The 17,877-nt window shown below is 46.6% G+C and carries 22 protein-coding genes and 1 riboswitch; of the genes, 3 read left to right on the top strand and 19 right to left on the bottom strand.

Annotated features, from left to right (window positions below):
- Positions 1-60: 60 nt before the first annotated feature.
- Positions 61-186: riboswitch (SAM riboswitch) on the bottom strand.
- Between the two features lie 261 nt (positions 187-447).
- Positions 448-591 (bottom strand): hypothetical protein, encoded by a 144-nt coding sequence (locus PIL01S_RS29595; protein ID WP_164764310.1) that lies wholly within the window; start codon positions 589-591, stop codon positions 448-450.
- A 49-nt stretch (positions 592-640) separates the two neighbouring features.
- Here PIL01S_RS29595 and corA point away from each other — a divergent pair, with 49 nt between their 5' ends.
- Positions 641-1,576 (top strand): magnesium/cobalt transporter CorA, encoded by a 936-nt coding sequence (corA, locus tag PIL01S_RS22290; protein ID WP_127539432.1) that lies wholly within the window; start codon positions 641-643, stop codon positions 1,574-1,576.
- A 98-nt stretch (positions 1,577-1,674) separates the two neighbouring features.
- Here the strand turns inward: corA and PIL01S_RS22285 are convergent, their stop codons facing one another.
- From PIL01S_RS22285 to PIL01S_RS22250, 8 genes are all read right to left on the bottom strand, one after another.
- Positions 1,675-2,676 carry an HRDC domain-containing protein gene (locus PIL01S_RS22285; protein ID WP_127539431.1) on the bottom strand — a complete coding sequence of 334 codons (1,002 nt, stop codon included), beginning with the start codon at positions 2,674-2,676 and terminating at the stop codon, positions 1,675-1,677.
- Positions 2,677-2,857: 181 nt separating this feature from the next.
- A complete protein-coding gene (locus PIL01S_RS22280) occupies positions 2,858-3,736 on the bottom strand; it encodes an ROK family protein (RefSeq protein WP_127539430.1) in 879 nt (292 codons plus the stop codon).
- 70 nt (positions 3,737-3,806) lie between these two features.
- Entirely contained in the window at positions 3,807-4,496 is a 690-nt protein-coding gene (locus PIL01S_RS22275) for an MOSC domain-containing protein (protein ID WP_127539429.1), read from the bottom strand.
- A 30-nt stretch (positions 4,497-4,526) separates the two neighbouring features.
- Positions 4,527-5,633 (bottom strand): phosphodiester glycosidase family protein, encoded by a 1,107-nt coding sequence (locus PIL01S_RS22270; protein WP_307720998.1) that lies wholly within the window; start codon positions 5,631-5,633, stop codon positions 4,527-4,529.
- Between the two features lie 5 nt (positions 5,634-5,638).
- A complete protein-coding gene (locus PIL01S_RS22265) occupies positions 5,639-6,532 on the bottom strand; it encodes a 5'-3' exonuclease (RefSeq protein WP_127539427.1) in 894 nt (297 codons plus the stop codon).
- 174 nt (positions 6,533-6,706) lie between these two features.
- Positions 6,707-7,072, bottom strand: coding sequence for an arsenate reductase family protein (locus tag PIL01S_RS22260; protein ID WP_127539426.1), 366 nt, complete (start codon positions 7,070-7,072; stop codon positions 6,707-6,709).
- A 137-nt stretch (positions 7,073-7,209) separates the two neighbouring features.
- Positions 7,210-8,193 (bottom strand): RluA family pseudouridine synthase, encoded by a 984-nt coding sequence (locus PIL01S_RS22255; protein WP_127539425.1) that lies wholly within the window; start codon positions 8,191-8,193, stop codon positions 7,210-7,212.
- Positions 8,190-8,765, bottom strand: coding sequence for a cob(I)yrinic acid a,c-diamide adenosyltransferase (locus tag PIL01S_RS22250; protein WP_127539424.1), 576 nt, complete (start codon positions 8,763-8,765; stop codon positions 8,190-8,192). Before PIL01S_RS22250 ends, PIL01S_RS22255 begins: the two co-directional genes overlap by 4 nt.
- Positions 8,766-8,991: 226 nt before the next feature.
- Here PIL01S_RS22250 and PIL01S_RS22245 point away from each other — a divergent pair, with 226 nt between their 5' ends.
- A complete protein-coding gene (locus PIL01S_RS22245; protein ID WP_127539423.1) occupies positions 8,992-9,603 on the top strand; it encodes a DedA family protein in 612 nt (203 codons plus the stop codon).
- 117 nt (positions 9,604-9,720) lie between these two features.
- On the opposite strand, the gene PIL01S_RS22240 is transcribed toward PIL01S_RS22245, so the two are convergent.
- The 7 genes from PIL01S_RS22240 to PIL01S_RS22210 all read right to left on the bottom strand — a co-directional run bounded on the left by PIL01S_RS22240 (position 9,721) and on the right by PIL01S_RS22210 (position 13,984).
- Complete coding sequence (locus tag PIL01S_RS22240; protein ID WP_164764309.1) at positions 9,721-10,260, bottom strand: bifunctional adenosylcobinamide kinase/adenosylcobinamide-phosphate guanylyltransferase; 540 nt, start codon at positions 10,258-10,260, stop codon at positions 9,721-9,723.
- A gap of 34 nt (positions 10,261-10,294) precedes the next feature.
- A complete protein-coding gene (locus PIL01S_RS22235) occupies positions 10,295-10,846 on the bottom strand; it encodes a type 2 periplasmic-binding domain-containing protein (protein ID WP_127539421.1) in 552 nt (183 codons plus the stop codon).
- Between the two features lie 159 nt (positions 10,847-11,005).
- Positions 11,006-11,227, bottom strand: coding sequence for an aspartyl-phosphate phosphatase Spo0E family protein (locus PIL01S_RS22230; RefSeq protein ID WP_307721001.1), 222 nt, complete (start codon positions 11,225-11,227; stop codon positions 11,006-11,008).
- Between the two features lie 189 nt (positions 11,228-11,416).
- The gene (locus PIL01S_RS22225; protein WP_127539419.1) at positions 11,417-12,625 is read right to left on the bottom strand and encodes an aminotransferase class I/II-fold pyridoxal phosphate-dependent enzyme; all 1,209 of its coding nucleotides are present in this window, start codon (positions 12,623-12,625) and stop codon (positions 11,417-11,419) included.
- A 13-nt stretch (positions 12,626-12,638) separates the two neighbouring features.
- Complete coding sequence (locus PIL01S_RS22220; protein ID WP_095288304.1) at positions 12,639-13,139, bottom strand: Lrp/AsnC family transcriptional regulator; 501 nt, start codon at positions 13,137-13,139, stop codon at positions 12,639-12,641.
- Between the two features lie 181 nt (positions 13,140-13,320).
- Positions 13,321-13,716 carry a spore coat protein gene (locus PIL01S_RS22215; RefSeq protein ID WP_127539418.1) on the bottom strand — a complete coding sequence of 132 codons (396 nt, stop codon included), beginning with the start codon at positions 13,714-13,716 and terminating at the stop codon, positions 13,321-13,323.
- Between the two features lie 37 nt (positions 13,717-13,753).
- Positions 13,754-13,984, bottom strand: coding sequence for a hypothetical protein (locus tag PIL01S_RS22210; RefSeq protein WP_127539417.1), 231 nt, complete (start codon positions 13,982-13,984; stop codon positions 13,754-13,756).
- Between the two features lie 99 nt (positions 13,985-14,083).
- On the opposite strand from PIL01S_RS22210, the gene PIL01S_RS22205 reads away from it, so the two are divergent.
- Complete coding sequence (locus PIL01S_RS22205) at positions 14,084-15,304, top strand: NAD(P)/FAD-dependent oxidoreductase (protein WP_127539416.1); 1,221 nt, start codon at positions 14,084-14,086, stop codon at positions 15,302-15,304.
- A gap of 69 nt (positions 15,305-15,373) precedes the next feature.
- Here PIL01S_RS22205 and PIL01S_RS22200 read toward each other — a convergent pair whose 3' ends face one another.
- The 3 genes from PIL01S_RS22200 to PIL01S_RS22190 form a co-directional block, all read right to left on the bottom strand.
- Positions 15,374-16,588: an MFS transporter gene (locus PIL01S_RS22200; protein ID WP_127539415.1), complete on the bottom strand. Its 1,215-nt coding sequence runs from the start codon at positions 16,586-16,588 to the stop codon at positions 15,374-15,376.
- A 120-nt stretch (positions 16,589-16,708) separates the two neighbouring features.
- Positions 16,709-17,275 (bottom strand): hypothetical protein, encoded by a 567-nt coding sequence (locus PIL01S_RS22195; RefSeq protein WP_127539414.1) that lies wholly within the window; start codon positions 17,273-17,275, stop codon positions 16,709-16,711.
- A 125-nt stretch (positions 17,276-17,400) separates the two neighbouring features.
- Complete coding sequence (locus PIL01S_RS22190; RefSeq protein WP_164764308.1) at positions 17,401-17,820, bottom strand: DUF350 domain-containing protein; 420 nt, start codon at positions 17,818-17,820, stop codon at positions 17,401-17,403.
- Positions 17,821-17,877 lie beyond the last annotated feature (57 nt).

The following is a 17,877-nucleotide window of genomic DNA, read 5'->3' as shown; positions in this document are numbered from 1 at the left end:
CATATAACAAAGACCTTCCTCGGATTCCGAGAAAGGTCATATGTAAATAGATATGCGCCTCTCTCATCTCTCAGTTACAACAGTGCCTCAATGGACACTTAGTCGCTGCAAGAATTAGCACCGTGCGGTATACCGCCGGTTGCCGGGTTTCATCGGGCCAGTCCCTCCACCTACTCTTGATAAGATTTCGCCTTATTCAATTGTGTATTTAGTGTACTTCACCGTCTACTTTAAAACATTAATCCTCTCACGTCAAGCATGTAGTTTTATGTCTGTTCATGTAGGCCGGAACCGTTCGTCTATCGCTGTCATACACTGCTTCAGGGCGCGAAATAGACACATTTTTGCGCTTGAAAGCACCATGTACCAGCGGTATACTAAACAAGTGTTGCAAACCCTTATGTGAGAGGTGACATATTCAATGGATGGCGACCCGAGGCCTGACTGTCAGCCGTATTCCGACAAACTGCATAGAGAATTGACATCAGCATGCCGGCAGCGGGACGTTATTTCCGTTTGATTATAGAGCGAACGCAGTCCTGACTTCCAGGTTCCGCTGCCGACCGGCTGATCTGTTCTTTTTGCGCCCATATTGATGAAAATCCGCCTGTTTGGCGGGTGCAGAAGGAGTGGATGAACGATGAAAATCCGGTTGGTAAACAACGGTGTATTTATCCCGGTGGACGATATTGAGCAGGCGCTGACGCCACCAGCTGAGGGATTTTACTGGATCGATGCAGACGTTGATGATCTGGCGGTACTTCAGCCGCTGTTCATGATGCATGATCTGGCTGTAGAGGATTGTTTGAGTGATGAAGAACAGCGTCCGAAGATTGAAATTTATGAGAGCCATTATTTTATTGTCGTAAACAGCATTCGATTTGATGACGAAGAGATCTTTTTGCGTGCGGTTAACATGTTTCTAGGGAGACACTATATCATTAGTGTTACGAAGCAGAAGGTCAGCGAACTGCGGACCTTGAAGCCTATTCTGTGGGAACAGGAAGTCAGCACCCCGGATCGTCTCCTGTATCTGTTGGTCGATTTGATTGTGGATAACTACTTTACCGTCGGCGACCGGATCGAAGCACGCATTGAGAAATTGGAAGAAGATATTTTGATGCATACGAAAAAGTCCCATTTGAATGAAATTATCGGGCTGCGCAGTGAGATTCTGTGGCTCAAAAAAGTTCTGGGACCTCAAAAAGAGGTCATCAACACGCTGAATAAAAAAGACTTGCGTCTGATCGATGATCAACTGCAGAAGTATTTCAGTGACATCTATGAGAATGCTGTGAAAATATCCGAGACGTTTGAGACTTATCGAGACCTGATGGGAAACTTGCGAGAAGCTTACCAATCCAGTATCGCCAACCGGGCGAACGAAATCATGCGCGTGTTTACCGCCATTACAACGGTGTTCATGCCCCTGACGGTCATTACCGGCATCTATGGGATGAACTTCAACAACATGCCTGAGCTGGACTGGAAGTATGGATATTTTGTAGTCATTGGCCTGATGGTGACCCTCGGCCTGAGCATGTTCTTTATTTTTCGCAAAAAAGATTGGATCTGAACGTATTCATTCAAAAAGACGAAGCGCTCCATCCAGGGAGAAGCGGCTTCGTCTTTTTTTCTGTACTCAAAAACTTCTCTCGAAACGATATGGGGTGTCTACCCGACGTTCTGCTCTGTTTCTACATGTCTTCGGAATCGAATGCGGATCATGCGCAATCTCTCGTACACTTGCTCCAGATTGCCGCTAACCGGCTTATCTCCGCCGTATACTCTATGTAATACAGGTTTCAGGAAACTGTCTCCCAGCTCCTCGTATGCACTCCAGACCGCCTCCTGCTCCTGCTCAGGCATTATCGCAAGCTCTGCATCTAGGAGGCTATCTGTATCATAACCTTCCGTATCGAGTGTCTCCAGCAGTTCAATCAGCTCTCTGCGGGATAGTCCGGAGCGGTTCACAATCTCTTCAAGCGTATACCCTTCCTTCATACCCTCAAGCAACTGCTTGCGAGTGGTGAATTTGTCCAGCTCCTGCTTATATTTCTGTTCTTTTTGCTTGTACAACCAGCTCTCATATTCATCTTCGGACAAGACAGACTGTACCCAATCAAGTGGAAAAGCAGTCGAACGCTCTACTCCGCTTGTAAGCTCCATCCACTCCTGACCGTATTCACTTGCCTTACTCTCCCCAACACCTGGTAGCTGCATGAGTTCATCCATGGTTTGTGGTACGAATGCACTGATCATGCGCAGCAAACGATTCGTTGCAATAAAGTATGGGGCCTTCCGGTCAGACGCAGCCCTTCTTCTCCGCCAAGTGCATAGATCAGCATATAATTCTTCATTGCCGTAGCGTTCACTATAACAATGAAGACGCTGTCCACCATAACTGCGTAATTTCAGATCTTCCGTTTCATGAAACAGTCCCTGAATCAATGGCCGGTAACCTTCACTCATTCGAATCGCCAACTGGTGGCGATAAATATGGAGCAGTTCTTCCCAGGAGCTCCCCTCATACCAGATGCTGTCTTCGCGATCTCCTTCCTCATAATGGCTCCACCCGAGATGCCAGGCACCTTCCTCCTCACCAATCCACAGCTGAGCGTGTTCCTCATGTTGACCTGACAATTTGGACAATCTGTTCATGAAAATGACTTCCATCGATTTCCCCTCCTTAATATTGCAGCCTATTACCAGTTAGATGAGCCGCCTCCAGGCAACAAAAAAAGCACCTCTCCTGCAAATTCATTGCAAGAGAGGTGCTTCCTCATTAACCGTAGTATGCTGTTGCTCATATCTTACCACAATGGAAAAATTCGTCAACCACTTGTGATCAATTGAATTACTTGTTCAAAGCCAATTTGGCCAAGGCCAGCGATCCGCACAAACCGGCATTGTCACCAAGGCCTGGCGGAACGACATACTCTTCGATCCCCGAGTGAAGGGCAGGATGCTGAACATATCCATTTAACAGCTCCTGCAATTTGCTGCGCACCATAGGGAACAGATGCTCCTGCTTCATGACCCCACCACCCATCACAATTTTTTCCGGAGTGAGAATCAGTACATAATTCATGAGTGCGTGCGCCAGATAGTGTGCCTCAATCTCCCAGGCTTTGTGATCTGCTGGTAGCTCATATGCCGGCTGGTCCCAACGTTTATTGATAGCCGGTCCCGCTGCGAGCCCTTCCAGACAGTCCCCGTGGTATGGACAAAAACCTTCATATGTATCCTCAGGGTGTCTGCGTACAATAATATGTCCCATCTCTGGATGAGATAAACCGTGAACCATTTTGCCGCCTACGACTGCACCGGCACCAATACCTGTTCCGACAGTGATATACAGACAGCTCTCCAGTCCTTGTGCTGCTCCCCAGGTTGCTTCTCCAAGCGCAGCTCCGTTTACATCTGTATCAAACGTCATCGGCACATCAAAATGTTCCTTCAGTTTGCCAATGATATCATACTGACCCCAATGAGGCTTCGGTGTAGTTGTAATATATCCGTACGTAGGACTTCCTTCAATCGGATCAATTGGTCCAAAAGAACCCACGCCCAAAGCTTCAATCCCCTTGCCTTCAAAGAAAGCGATAACCTGCGCCATCGTTTCTTCCGGTGTCGTTGTAGGAAAACTTACCCGTTCAAGCACTTCACCATTCTCTGTTCCAATCCCACATACAAATTTGGTTCCCCCAGCTTCAATTGCGCCTAAAATCGTCAAGTTAGTCACACTCCCAAGTTAGTTTAAAGTGAAATTCATCTTTCGTTCTGGACGATGATATGTTGTGAATCTACTGCCCGCTCTCCAGCTTATCCAAACGTTTCAATAACGTTTGCCTCCAGCTATCTGACAGCGATGGAATAGCCAGTAATGCACGCATTCCGGCGGCATCCTTCTTCCCCTGATGCATGACCCGGTTGGCCTCTAGAACGGTCATGGATGCAGGGTCTGTGCGAATACGCATGAACGGAGAGTCAGGAGCGACTTCTCCCTCCTCCAGTACGCGAAAATAGAAACCGGTATAGCCGCTTTCCTGAAAATATACAGGCAGCTCTTTGAAATCATATCGGGCAGCGAGTTTGAAGCAGGGTTGTCTTGGCTGGCTAACCTGAACCAAAGCTCCGCCCAGTTCATATACATCACCAATCCGGACTTGATCCTCGGAGCAGCCTTCCACCGTTAAATTCTCACCACAAGCTCCCCAGTCCAGCTTGCGCTCCATCAGTTGTTCCAGTACGGAATACCGACTGTAATCGTATACACAAACAGCCTTATCCGGTCCGCCGTGATGCTCCAGGTCCGCCTGGCCATCTCCTGTCATTCCAGTGAATGACAGGAAAACCGGGCCGGATACGGGATGTTTGACAATGCCGCTCAGCACTTCGCGCTTCTGGCCAGGCAACGGCTGAGGCTGGCCCACATTAATGGCAAGTACAGCTGTATTACGTTCTGCTGACTGTTGATCATGTGCGAGTGTCATGTGCTTCATACCTCCCATACGATTAGTACTTTAACGGACTGAGCCGCCAAAAACGAGTGTATTACTTAACAACCGCCCTGGTGAAGTCAACATCTTGCCACCTGCATACAAGCCTGAGGAAGCTCCGCCATCCAGATTCATGGCCTGCTTGGCACCGAGCTTCTGCATGACTGCCGCCCACTCCTTAATGGTAGCTCCCGAGACAGTCGCGAGCATTACCGAACCGTCAGCCATGATGGCGATCCCGCTTCTGGCACCCGAGGCATTCAGAATCTTGGTATCCTTGAATCCTTCGCTGGTTGGGTTCACGGCGACTTTACCGTCTTTCACAAGACGAGGACCAGCACCAACAGCAGTTACCACGTCTTCCCAAGGAATCTCTTTGCCTGATGCATTGGTATATCTATAGTTCATTTCTACAGTCGAACCCACGGTGAAGCGATCTGCAGTAGATTTCTGATTGCCTGTAAAGACCAATACAGATCCATTTTTCGGAATCGCTACATTGTTATTCGCCACTTTCTTGGTGACAATTCCTTTCTCCATCACGACCGCAGTACCGCCTTTGAACCCAACTTTGGGGCCTCGCTCCGGAGTATAGAGCATTGAAATGCTCGCATTCGCAGAAGGTGTACGGTTAATGAAGGTTGCGTACCAGCTGCGTGACTTACCTGCTGAATCGGTAACTTTACCTGTAAGACTTACCTGAAGTGAATCCATAATTGCTGTTCCATCTTCCTTGAAACCTATCGTTGTTCCGTATCGTCCAATATGTATCACTTTTCCATTTGCTATCAACATGCCATAAGGATCTGGTGCTCCATTATACGCTTCAAAGAACGCCCCATTAATGGCTGCTTGAGCACCATATGATTTTACAATGGAAGGCAATGTTGCCGTTTGTCCTACCTGTTTCTTGGCTAATCCTACGGTCACCGGTGTTCCTTTGGGAATGCTTACCGTTTGCACGGTGAAATTTCGTCCTGCTGCTTTTACTTTCTGTACTTTGGTGCTAATTGCCGCTTTTGCATCGGCTGTTTGCGGAGCGCTTACTGCGCCTGATAGTAATACCGGCAAAGCTAGGACGAGGGCCATAGCCCCTGTCCACCACTTTCTACCGGCACGTTTTGTCTGCATGTTGATCACCCTATTGCCACTCCCATCCAAGAGCCCAGGCTCTTCATCTCAAGTTGTTCGAACTTGTCCATCACCGTATCCGGATCAAGACGCAATTCACATACATCCAGTGCGCAGGCTACCGGAACAGCGCAGTGAATCTCTGCCAGTTTACGGGACAGATGCAGCATGTCGAGATCATTCTCGATTTTTTTACGTACCGATGGCGTGAGTTTATCCAGATTATCCAGAATACCCTCAATAGTGCCATATTCCTGCACGAGTTTTAGAGCTGTTTTCTCACCGATTCCACGTACTCCAGGGTAATTGTCACTTGCATCCCCCATCAGACCTTTCATATCAATGACTTGACGAGGAGTCAACTGCTTCTCTGCCATGAGAGATTCAGGCGTATACACCATGTAGTTGCCGTGGCCTTTTTTCATAATAATAATGCTTGTCCGGTCATTGATCAGCTGCAGCATATCATGGTCGCCGGTCAGCACCATCACGTTCATATCCGTCTGCTCCGTATAATACTTGGCCAGTGTACCGATGCAGTCATCGGCTTCATACCCCTCTGCTCCAATATTCGGAACACCCAGGCTGTCCATGACTTCACGAATCAATGCAAACTGGGGAATTAGATCATTCGGTGCTTCGGGACGATTTCCTTTGTATGCCGCGTACTCTTCACCGCGAAACGTCTTGCCACCCATATCCCAGCAGCATACCACATGACTTGGTCCGAAAGTCTGAACCGCATCCCAGAAATAACGGATAAATCCGTATACCGCATTGGTTGGCAAGCCTGCCTTTGTACGTCTGATATATCCGCTTGCAGATGTCGCATAAAATGCACGGAACAACACCGCCATACCGTCTACCAGCAACAAAGTAGGTTCATTACGTTGATTCACTTGATTTTGTTCTCTCCTATCTGTATATAGCAAATAAAATATCGAAACTAATTCTATCATTATAGCATAGTTCCGCCAAGCATCGTTCAGCCAAAAAAGCCCTGAATGTTGAACATTTCAGGGCTGCTAATCGGCTTCATTTATGAATGGACAGACACGTCACTAAGCCTGTTGCTAAACGTTGTTCCATTCCTGTTCATACGTCTCTTCCTTGAATCCTACGGTCACCTGCTCCCCATCTGTCACGATGGGACGCTTAATCAGACGGCCATTGGAGGCAAGCAAACGAATCTGTTCTTCAGCAGGCATGCCAGGCAGCTTGTCCTTCAACTGCTGCTCCTTGTACACTTCTCCACTTGTATTGAAAAACTTCTTCACTTCAAGTCCGCTCTTCTGAATGAGCTCGGTTAATTCGGCCTCAGACGGTGGTGTGTCGAAAATGGGGATTAACTCCAGCTCATGGCCATGAGCTTCAAGCCATTTTACTGCTTTGCGGCAAGTTCCGCATTTTGCATACTGGTATACTTTCAGTTTACTCATTAAAATTTCCTCCTAAAATACTCCGGTATTGATATATCGCTTTCCTTGGTTTGCTTCGCAAATCCAAAAGTCGCTCTACATCAATACCATCGTCATACGTTTAAAACTATTTAAAACAAATGGTGATTTGAGCCCTCCTACAACTCTTCCCTTGGCTTCGCCTCGATATCTAAACGTTTCTCCAGCGCAGCCATATCTGAAGGAAGAGGTGCATGGAACGTCATGCGTTCCTGTGTAAGTGGATGAACAAACGACAGCTCGCAGGCATGCAATGCCTGGCGATCGATCCACAAGTCCCGTTCTTCCCGCATGGCAGCCGTCTGTTCGTCAATCTTATCCGCAGGTAATGTCTTGTACATTCGATCGCCGATTAGCGGACATCCGATCGATGTCATATGTACACGAATCTGATGCGTTCTGCCACTCTCCAGCTTCAAATTCACCGCACTTGCAGTCCCGCCGTCCCAGCGGGTGATCGAGGTGTACAGCGTTCTTGCCGGATAGCCATCAGGCGTGACAATGCGGCGATGAGGTTCCTCCGGATCACGGTCGATTGCACCATCAACAGACCCCTGTTCGAGAGCAGGATTTCCATGTACAAACGCAATATACTTTTTGTCCACAGTTCCTGCGATCATCTGTTCAGATACATGCTGATGCACATATGGATTTTTGGCAATAGCCAGCACCCCGGAAGTCTCCTGATCCAAACGATGAATGGGTCTAAACCGGAAAAGCTCTCCCTTGGACTTCCAGTAATGAACAACACCATTCGCCAACGTTCCTGTATAGTGTCCATGTGTCGGATGCACAATTACGCCGGCATCCTTGTTAACAATAAGCAAATGCTCATCTTCATACAAAATGGAAAAAGGAATGGATTCCGGCAAAATGTCATCCGATTCCTCCTGTTCCATCCGAATCTCCACGATATCTCCAGCCGATACCTTCACGCTGATATACACGCGTTCTCCATTCAACATAATTCCCTGCTCCGTGAGCTTCAGCCTGGACAAGAGCTTGCGCGATACCTGCAGCCGCCGCTGAAGCACGGTTTTCAGCAGCCAGCCATCTTCATGTTCGGGAACGGTGTAGATAATCGGCGAATAATAGCCGCTCATTCTTTGCGGCGGAACACTTTTTTGCTCCGTACATATTCAATATCCGACACCTGCTGTCTGGCATTGGCTGTCCGTGCTACAACGAAGAAATAATCAGACAGACGGTTCAAGTAACGGCGTACCGCAGGATTAATATCCGTATGCTGTCCCAATGTTACCGTGCGGCGCTCTGCACGCCGGCATACCGTACGGCACACATGAAGCGCTGAAGACAGCGGGCTGCCTCCCGGGATAATGAACCGTTCCACTTTCGGGTTCTCCGCATCATACTGATCAATCCATTGTTCAAGCCGGGTGACCATGTCATCCCGCACTTTGTATTTGGTTTCGCTGATTTTCACAAACGCCAGGTCGGACCCGCAATCAAACAATTCTTGCTGAACCTCCAGCAAATGTTCGCGCAAATCCTCAAATTTCCCCTCTGTATCATCGATCAGACTGATTGCCTGGCCGACAAAACAATTCAGTTCATCGATGGTACCGTAAGCTTCAACGCGGTCGTCATCTTTGATCACCCGTCCTCCGATGACCGAAGTTTGCCCTTCATCACCTGTTCGTGTATAGATGCCCATTTGCAATCCCTCCAAATGTTTAATTTCATTCACATGGCAAAACATCGGTTAATTCTTAATATGCCTGCCCTTCTAATCTCAACTTAACCAGTATACTTGACCTCTGCTTGATACGGAAATGCATTTTTTCAGAAACCGCTTCTACCCTTTGCACGTATATATGAATTGGCGTGCTCTGCCCGAGTATACGTCAAATTCAGGTAAATCAAAAGTAGAGGAGACGATTATGCAAAACTGGATAACCGATTTCATGGAACAATACGGCTACATAGGCATCGCACTCATTATTGCGCTCGAAAACGTATTTCCTCCCATTCCTTCGGAAATTATTTTGCCTTTTGGCGGATTTATGACAACGTACACCAGCCTCACTCTTCCAGGTGTTATCATTGCGGCTACCATCGGTTCTGTGCTGGGTGCAGTGGTTCTCTATGGTATTGGCCTGCTGATTGATGTGGAACGTCTGGAGAAAATTGTAGATCGCTGGGGACATATTCTGCGAATCAAAAAAGAAGATATCCACCGTGTTGATGCATGGTTTGACAAATATGGAATGTGGACTGTACTATTCTGCCGCATGGTGCCACTTGTTCGCAGTCTCATCTCCATTCCTGCAGGCATGTCCAATATGAAATTCGGTTTATTCGTCCTCTTCACCACAATCGGGACACTCGTCTGGAACATTATTTTGGTCTCGATTGGGGCCGCACTTGGCGCTTCTTGGGAAAATATTTTGCACTTTATGGACGTCTATTCACTGGTGGTGTATGCGCTGCTCGCCATTATCCTGGTTGGATGCGTAATATGGTGGATCAGACGTATGAAAAAACACAAATAAAAATCGCGTCTCATGCAACTGAATTGCAATCATACATTTCTCAATATAAATAAGCCTCCGTACCACAGTTTGTGGTTATGGAGGCTTTTGTTTACCTGACTTCTTGACCCATTATGCTCAGTTATCGTTGTATCGTACTTCTTGCTTCTTCAGATCAATGGCTAGTCCCGATACCACCATGTACATGCGTTCCGAGTGAGACTGCAGTGCACGATTCACCGAAGCCATTCTTGCGGCAAAAATACGCTCTTCTTCCGATGGATACAGGGAACCCTGCATTTCATTGGTAATGACCAGCAGCTTGCCCTGATAAGATAGCAAGGCATCAAGCAGCTGTTGTGTATGTACGCGTTGTTGATCAAGATCATCCGTTGCTCTAAATCCGGCAGCCATCCACGAAGTCAGACTGTCCACAATGACAATGCGCTGATCAGCCAGAAACAGATTCGATTCCCGATTGATCTGATGAATGACTTCCGTCAGGTGATGGCCATTTCCGGCTGAAATGGCTCGATAATGAGCGGATGGCAGTTCCGGAATCACCGGATCATGATCGCCTGTGGATAAATAGATTCCTTCCCGGCTGATTTGGGCTGCATAACCTAGGGCAAACCTGGTTTTACCACTCCCTATCCCGCCAGTGACCGTAATCAGCAATCCGCTCCCCTCCTTCAGTTACCATACTTATACGCTATTCTGTCAGCGCCTTCAGCACTTTTTTGGATTCTTCAACATTGGCAGCCGATAGCGGAATGGTAGCAAACAGATTTTGGGCGGCATATTCGACATCCTTGAACATTTGCATATCTTCGAGTGGGATGCCATAGAGATGGGTTTCTTGCTTCATATCGGTGCCATTGTCTCCCTGGCCATCCTCAACTAACACTCCGCCCTCAAATACACCACGCTTATACTTCTCAGGATCAAATGTATCATCCAGCGGAATATTGGAGCCATTGCTTCCGTATTGTTTCATATCTGCCTCTGGCAGAATAAAAATATCATGACTGCCTGCTGCGTATTCTACCATAATTTTCTGTACATCATACATGGCGCTTGTAATGACTTCCACTTTAGGTTCCTCACCCAGTTTTTGCTGCAGATTGGCCTGTAACTGTTCTCCGATTACGGATGGATTACCTTGATTATCAATGATAAAAATGGTAAATCCGTCTTTACCACCACATCCAGCGAGCAGAAAAATCAATGATACGAGTGCAGTTAGCCCCCAAAACCTCTTCATTCCAGTTCCCCCTTTAGTCTCCTTAGTACAATATATCACAATTGTTCCACGCAAAAAAATAGCCCTTACAAATAAGAGATTTCTTATTCCCATCAAAAAAGGAGACCCCTAGGGGTCTCCTTTAACATTCATATGGGTAACGTTTTCGTAAATATCAATTTATCTCCCTTTTATCGGGTTAGCTTTCATATATTCATTGATCTTCAGATCCAATAAACTGCTGATTTCAATCACAATCTCTGAAGTAAAGGATTTCTCCTCCATAAAAATCTGTTCCATCTTGCGACGAAGCATGTGGATCTCATCTTCCAAGGAAATGTCATGCAAAGATTCGTGATCTGGTCTCACCGACCATCGGTCGCCTTGATCGCCTTCAGCCACGTAATGCCCACGATTAGTCGGTAAATCATATTCAACACAAAACAATGCTAACCCCTCCTTGGAAAATTAGTTTCCAAATATATGAAAAACATATTTCAAATTGAAATTATATCACAATATTTTGTAAATGAAAGTTATTTTTTTCTAATTAGCAAAATGTCCACATTTCCGAAAACACCTTACTTCTTATTAACCCTCTTTTTGCAGTTTGTAAACAAAATTTCCGATTCGTTCCAAAGCTTCATTCAATTGGGTCACTGAAGTGGCATAAGAACAGCGCAAGAAACCCTCTCCCTGTGGGCCAAACACGTTACCAGGAACAGCAGCAACTTTATTTTCGGTCAGGAGACGTTCGGCAAAAAGATCAGAGTTCAGGCCCGTATTTTGAATACTCGGGAATGCATAGAAGGCTCCCTGAGGTTCATGGCAATCCAGGCCGATGTCACGGAATCCCTGTACGATAAGACGTCTGCGCTGATTGTAGGACTCGACCATGCGGTCTTTCTCTCCCAGTCCATTCGTTAGCGCCTCAAGTGCCGCGACCTGTCCCATTGCTGGAGCACACATTACGGTATACTGGTGAATTTTCAACATGGCTGCGATAAGTTCCGGATGACCGCACATGTAACCAATCCGCCAACCTGTCATGGCAAAAGCTTTGGAGAAGCCACTCACAAGAATCGTGCGCTCCTTCATATCCGGGATCGAAGCGAAGCTGACATGTTTTTGAGTATACGTCAGTTCTGCATAGATTTCGTCAGCAATGACGATCAAGTCATGCTTTTTAATGACTTCTGCGATGGGCAGCCAGTCTTCGTACGTCATAATGGCACCGGTCGGATTGCTTGGATAACACAAAATCACCACTTTGGACTTCGGTGTTATGGATGCTTCCAGTGATTCCGCAGTCAATTTGAATTGGTCTTTGGCATACGTTTCGACACCCACAGGAATTCCTCCGCCAATTGAAGCAATTGGTGAATAGGCTACATACGAAGGCTCCGGAATGAGAATCTCATCTCCTGGCACAATTAATGCACGCAGAGCAAGGTCAATCGCTTCACTTCCGCCTACCGTAACGATAATTTCATCCTTGGGATCGTACTTGGTATCAAATTGAGTATCCAGATAATGACTGATCGCTTCTCTCAATTTGGGCATCCCAGCGTTGGATGTATAACTTGTCATACCTCTCTCGAGGGAGTATACGCAAGCTTCACGCATATGCCAAGGCGTAACAAAGTCAGGTTCTCCGACACCGAGCGTAATTATATCTTTGTTGTCACCAACCAGGTCGAAAAATTTCCGAATCCCGGATGGCGGTATCTGCTGAACCAGAGGTGCCAGATACGAGGTCATCTTCTTGTTGTTTCCTGTTGTCTGTTCATTCACTATCATGACACATCTTCCTTTACGGCGAGATCATGAGACGGTTATCTTCCTGATGGTCTTCAAAAATGATCCCGTCCTGTTTATATTTTTTAAGAATAAAATTGGTTTTGGTTGAAAGCACAGAATCAATTGGAGACAGCTTCTCCGATACAAAGTTAGCGACTTCACGCAGGTTGCCACCTTCTACTTCTACGAGCAGATCGTATGCACCTGACATAAGATAGACGGATTTCACTTGTGGATATAAATAAATGCGTTCGGCGATACCCTCAAAACCACGACCACGTTCCGGTGTGATCTGTACTTCAATCAGGGCTGTCACTTTCTCATCGTCGATTTTGCTCCAGTTAACCACCGTAGCATACTTTACAATAACGTGGTCCTGTTCGAGCTGGGCCACAGCGTTCTTGATCTTGTCTTCAGACTCCCCAAGCAGTGTAGACAGCAGCGCCGGAGACCTTCTTGCGTCTTCCTTCAGCAGATCCAGAACTTTTAATTGCAGATCGTTCAAATCTTTCATGACTTTCCCTCCAGCGTCATCCAGGTTCCTGAAAATGAATTAATACTTATATTACATGAATTTAACGTCTGTGCAAAGCTAAAAACCGCCTGCCCTCAATTCAGGCAAGCGGTGGTATGGTCTGGACAATCTATGCTTCAATCCTTATTCTCGTTTATGCTTCAACCTGTTCGCAAAAAGGTTACATGTAATAAGGGTTACCGTAATTAGGTTGATGCTGAGGCACATTAGGAGCCTGGCTATATGGACTGGAAAGGGTACTCTTTTCCTGAATGAACTGATGACATTTCTGCTGCGTTTGATGTGCAGACTGAATCGTTTTGTCCAGCTCGCTCCGAGAAGCTTTGGAAGAAGCGGAATACATGTTATTCTGCTGCATCAGGTTAAACAGTTCCCCTTGCAATCTAAGGGTATCGTTCGTCAGATCTGTAAACATTCTGCGGGTAACAGGGCAGGAAGATTCAGTCGTTGCTGTAGTATATTCACGGGAAGTTCGTCTTAAATCCGCAAGAATCGACTTCAGCAGATCCTGCTCCTGCATAAAATTTCCACCAGATGACAAAGATTGAGAGTACACGCGGTTTCCTCCTATACATTTAATATCTTGGGACTACCTAAGACTGTGTTGGTGCAAGGGACTGATGCTGCTGAAGGACATTGACGAGTGTGTTCAGATGCTGTTCATGTGAGCGTACATACTGATTCAGCGCTTGCTGGATCTGCGGGTTATGTGTGATGGAAGCTGTTGCTGCACACTGTTTGATCAGCATTTCTTCATTGGAGATCGAATCCGCAATGTAGTTCAGTTCCTTGGGGCTAAGCGCCTGCATCTGCGTATTTTGCATGTGCTTTTTTCCTCCTTAACCTAAAGTTTATGCGAATTTATTGTTACCTTGTCCTGCAAAAGTATACTTATTTAACAATCCAAACCGAGGTGATTCATAATGGAACTTATTAATGGCAATACATTCTGGCCAAGTACATTCACATCCCCATACAGTTATCCTGTTCTAGAAGGCGAGATATCTTGTGACTGTCTCATTATCGGTGGTGGTATGGGAGGAGCACTGTCCGCCAAACTATTAACCAAGAGAGGTTTGCATACTGTTGTGATTGATAAAAGAGAAATCGGTCATGGCAGCAGTATGGCTAACACGGGACTACTGCAATACTCTAATGACAAAACGCTTACCTCCTGTATACATACCTTTGGCGAACAACGCGGGGTACGTTTTTATGAACTATGCCGTATGGCCATGCAGCAATTAGAAGAGACCGCTTCGAGTCTGGACATTGATCCATGGTATATCCCTCGTACAAGCTTGTATTGTGCAAGCCGTGAAGAGGATATGGCTCTTTTGGAAGAAGAATACCATACGCTCAAAACCCACGGCTTCGACGTTGAGCTGTGGAATCGGGACAAAATTAGTGCCCATTTCCCATTCAGCAAACCGATGGCGCTGTATACCCAAGGAGATGCCGAAGTTAACCCCTATAGGCTAGTACATGGCCTCCTTCAATCTGCTACTAAAAAGGGTGCTCAGGTGTACGAACGGACGGAGATGATCCATTGTGAATATGGTGAAGAAGGTGTCCTCTGTTACACTCCGAACGGAACAATTCGCGCCAAGCAGGTTATCTTCTCTACGGGTTATGAGACCCAGGAGATCAAAAATGACCGTGGTGCATATCTGAAGAGCACTTATGCGATTGCAACCAAGCCACTAAGAGATCTTAGCAGCTGGTACAATCACAGCATGATATGGGAAACGGCTCGTCCATATTTATACATGCGCACCACACCAGATGGCAGAATTATTGCCGGAGGTCTCGATGAGGAAATTCCGCGTGAAGATCAGCGTGCAATTCGGGCCGAGCATAGGGGCGAGGATTTACTTAAAAAGGTATCTAACTATTTCCCACTTCCGGATCTGGAAATAGACTATGCCTGGGAAGCAGTATTCGGCAGCACCCATGATGGATTTCCTCTGATAGGCCCTCACCCTGAATTCCCGAACTGTTATTTTATTGAAGGATATGGGGGCAACGGGACAGTATATAGCATGATTGCTGCATCCATTCTTACGGATGTGATTACTGGGAGCCATAACGAAGACATGGAACTGTTCTCTCTAACCAGAACCACTAAACCTTCCCCCGTGTAAAATAGAAAAAGGTGCAGATCAGGAATGGCTTTCCTGATTCTGCACCTTTTTCTGTTGTGACCAAACGAATTAGGACGCTGGCTTACCCTGCTCCGGCCCTACTAACATTTTACGCATAAAGACCCAGCCGATTAATGGGAAAGCTCCCAAAACCACGATGAGCCAGGTTAACGTACGAAGTGAAGGGCTATTCATTACAATAATGATAAACACGGCAAGACCAGCTAGGCGGCCTGTCATCAGACAGAGTTCCCTTAAAACGACAAGTTCAACCCTTTTCTCCACATTTTCGCCGCTCATGCCCATCAAGTCGAATCCTGCCGCAATCATGGGAAGCATGTATAACGGCATGGCCAGTGCTGAGCCAACCCCCATAATCAAAAGCGTGCCATAGCTTACCTTCCAGATGAGAGGCAGGAGAACGAGAAATAATATAATTGCCCCCGTCAACATACCTTTCGATCTATAATGCGGTTTGAACCACTTGCCCGCCATCCAATAACTGACCAAAGCTACGGCGGATGTAATTAATGAGAACTGACCCAGCTTGTACTCCTGTTCCGTGGCTACATAAACGAGCAATGCAATTAGAAAGGCGAATACGCCCTCCCTTACACCTTGGGCGGCCAATCCTAGCCCCAGCGGTCTCCACTCGCTGCCTGGTCTTGATAATTGCTGCCAGGGTTCCGACCAGCGGTAGGTGCCGCTCACTTTTCTCTTTTTCAAAAAAAAGCTGAAGACAACTGCAATCACGTATATCACAAGTGACACGGTAAAAATGAGCCGATAACCCGAATTATCCGCCATCTTCGAGATAATCAATCCCGAGAACCAGGGACCAATGATTCCTGTCATGGAGCCCAACAACCCGACCCATCCATTGAACAGGTCCCTGTTCTCCCGGTCTGTAACTTCAAAGTACACTACATTAAAAGCGATCCAGAACAGACCCAGAGCACATCCGAGCAATATGCCGAGTGGCCATATCCAATCCACCGCTCTTGGTCCAGCCCACAGTACAAGCATATAAAAAATGCCAGACAATGCTGTGCCTAGACGCAGCGCACTCATTTTATTATGTTCTTTGACCCATTTACCGGCTAACCAGAATGTCAATCCAAGTGCAAGCTGTTGACTTACTGTAAACCATCCCAGCATCGCATAGTCCGGACGACTCTTCCATAGATATACATTCAGAAACGTCCCCGACAAAGCTCCGGCTAACACAAACAATCCATTCACGCCCAGAAGCAGAATGGATTGTCGGCCCAGAGATATCTTCATCTGCTCCCTCCTTATTCCGCTTGAAGTCAGCGCTTCGCGGCAAGTCTCAGGGTTAACGTACCCCAAGCAGAGGAAAAACATGACGAATCTCAGGAATATTTCATTTTAATGGAGTGGAAATTACTTCTTGGCGCTCAGATTTTGAATCAGGCGCAGACGATCATCCTCAGACAAACTATATTGAACTTGGAAACAGCCGGAGCAGACATACATCTGTACTGTAAATGGTGCATCCAGCAGGGAATCTGTTCTTGAAACCGCGTTAGCTACAGGAGTGAATGTGTCCTTCGTGGACGTTTGTGTACCTGCGAGAATCATGAATTCACGGCAATGTGGACATTCCGGTACTTCTTCCTGCAGATCCAGCTGTTTCTCCACACCTTCTTCATATAGGATTAGATCATTTCCATCGTCCGCATATTTGGTTAGTGTTCGCAGTTCAGGCAATTTCAGTTCGACTTCATCTCCCCACAATGCCGTGAGGTCAGTGGTTTGATCGCTGTCCTGAGCATCATCAACATCGTAAATATCGCCGGCCTCATCTTCGTCCTCTTCTTCTCCAATGTTGATGTTCAGCGTACGATAACCCTTCAGTTCATTGTGACAATAGGGACACTCTTCTTCAGGGCCCAATTCCTCATCCCATACAATCTCGGTGTGACACCACGGACATACTGTTGTTTCCAATTGAATCAACCTTTCTTTTATACAGTCTTATTGTCAGGTGTTCATGACGTATATAACACCGATAGCAAAAAACACAATAGAAGCCGCAAACAAAATTCGGATCAATATCTTCATGCCAGGTCCCCCTACATGATGCTCGCGCCGATGACAAATGACAACGAGACAGAAATAATCATGGATATCAAGCCCACTGCCCGGTTATCTCGCTCAATTTCCTTGTCAATGGAGAATACCGGTGTCAGAAACTCAAACAGAAAATAAGCAATAAGCAGTAGAGCAAAGCCTACAAACGACCATGTCATGGCTTCATAGACAGAAGACTTGGCTTGTATGCAGAATCGAAGCACATTACAGATCCCGAAGATCTTGCCTCCCGTAGCCATGGCAACAGCTACATTGCCTTTCTTGATCTCATCCCAACATTTGTATTTGGTTACTAGTTCAAAACAAGCCAGAAATACAAGCAGCTCCATTATGGCTACTGAGAAAAAACCGAGTACCATCCCCAAGGGATGAGACAGCAATTGGTCAATCGTCCCTTTCACTCACTGTTCCCCTTCCCTGTTCCACTGCCCCTCTCACCACGCAGTGGAACACTGTTG

Source organism: Paenibacillus illinoisensis NBRC 15959 (assembly GCF_004000925.1).
GTDB lineage: Bacteria > Bacillota > Bacilli > Paenibacillales > Paenibacillaceae > Paenibacillus > Paenibacillus illinoisensis.
This window is presented reverse-complemented; position numbering and strand designations above follow the sequence as displayed.

Excerpts from the sequence above, each read along its gene's own strand:
- PIL01S_RS29595 (WP_164764310.1), bottom strand. The coding sequence starts at position 591 with ATGGGCGCAAAAAGAACAGATCAGCCGGTCGGCAGCGGAACCTGGAAG.
- corA (WP_127539432.1), top strand. The coding sequence starts at position 641 with ATGAAAATCCGGTTGGTAAACAACGGTGTATTTATCCCGGTGGACGAT.
- PIL01S_RS22285 (WP_127539431.1), bottom strand. The coding sequence starts at position 2,676 with ATGGAAGTCATTTTCATGAACAGATTGTCCAAATTGTCAGGTCAACAT.
- PIL01S_RS22275 (WP_127539429.1), bottom strand. The coding sequence starts at position 4,496 with ATGACACTCGCACATGATCAACAGTCAGCAGAACGTAATACAGCTGTA.
- PIL01S_RS22270 (WP_307720998.1), bottom strand. The coding sequence starts at position 5,633 with ATGCAGACAAAACGTGCCGGTAGAAAGTGGTGGACAGGGGCTATGGCC.
- PIL01S_RS22260 (WP_127539426.1), bottom strand. The coding sequence starts at position 7,072 with ATGAGTAAACTGAAAGTATACCAGTATGCAAAATGCGGAACTTGCCGC.
- PIL01S_RS22255 (WP_127539425.1), bottom strand. The coding sequence starts at position 8,193 with ATGAGCGGCTATTATTCGCCGATTATCTACACCGTTCCCGAACATGAA.
- PIL01S_RS22250 (WP_127539424.1), bottom strand. The coding sequence starts at position 8,765 with ATGGGCATCTATACACGAACAGGTGATGAAGGGCAAACTTCGGTCATC.
- PIL01S_RS22245 (WP_127539423.1), top strand. The coding sequence starts at position 8,992 with ATGCAAAACTGGATAACCGATTTCATGGAACAATACGGCTACATAGGC.
- PIL01S_RS22235 (WP_127539421.1), bottom strand. The coding sequence starts at position 10,846 with ATGAAGAGGTTTTGGGGGCTAACTGCACTCGTATCATTGATTTTTCTG.
- PIL01S_RS22225 (WP_127539419.1), bottom strand. The coding sequence starts at position 12,625 with ATGATAGTGAATGAACAGACAACAGGAAACAACAAGAAGATGACCTCG.
- PIL01S_RS22220 (WP_095288304.1), bottom strand. The coding sequence starts at position 13,139 with ATGAAAGATTTGAACGATCTGCAATTAAAAGTTCTGGATCTGCTGAAG.
- PIL01S_RS22210 (WP_127539417.1), bottom strand. The coding sequence starts at position 13,984 with ATGCAAAATACGCAGATGCAGGCGCTTAGCCCCAAGGAACTGAACTAC.
- PIL01S_RS22205 (WP_127539416.1), top strand. The coding sequence starts at position 14,084 with ATGGAACTTATTAATGGCAATACATTCTGGCCAAGTACATTCACATCC.
- PIL01S_RS22200 (WP_127539415.1), bottom strand. The coding sequence starts at position 16,588 with ATGAAGATATCTCTGGGCCGACAATCCATTCTGCTTCTGGGCGTGAAT.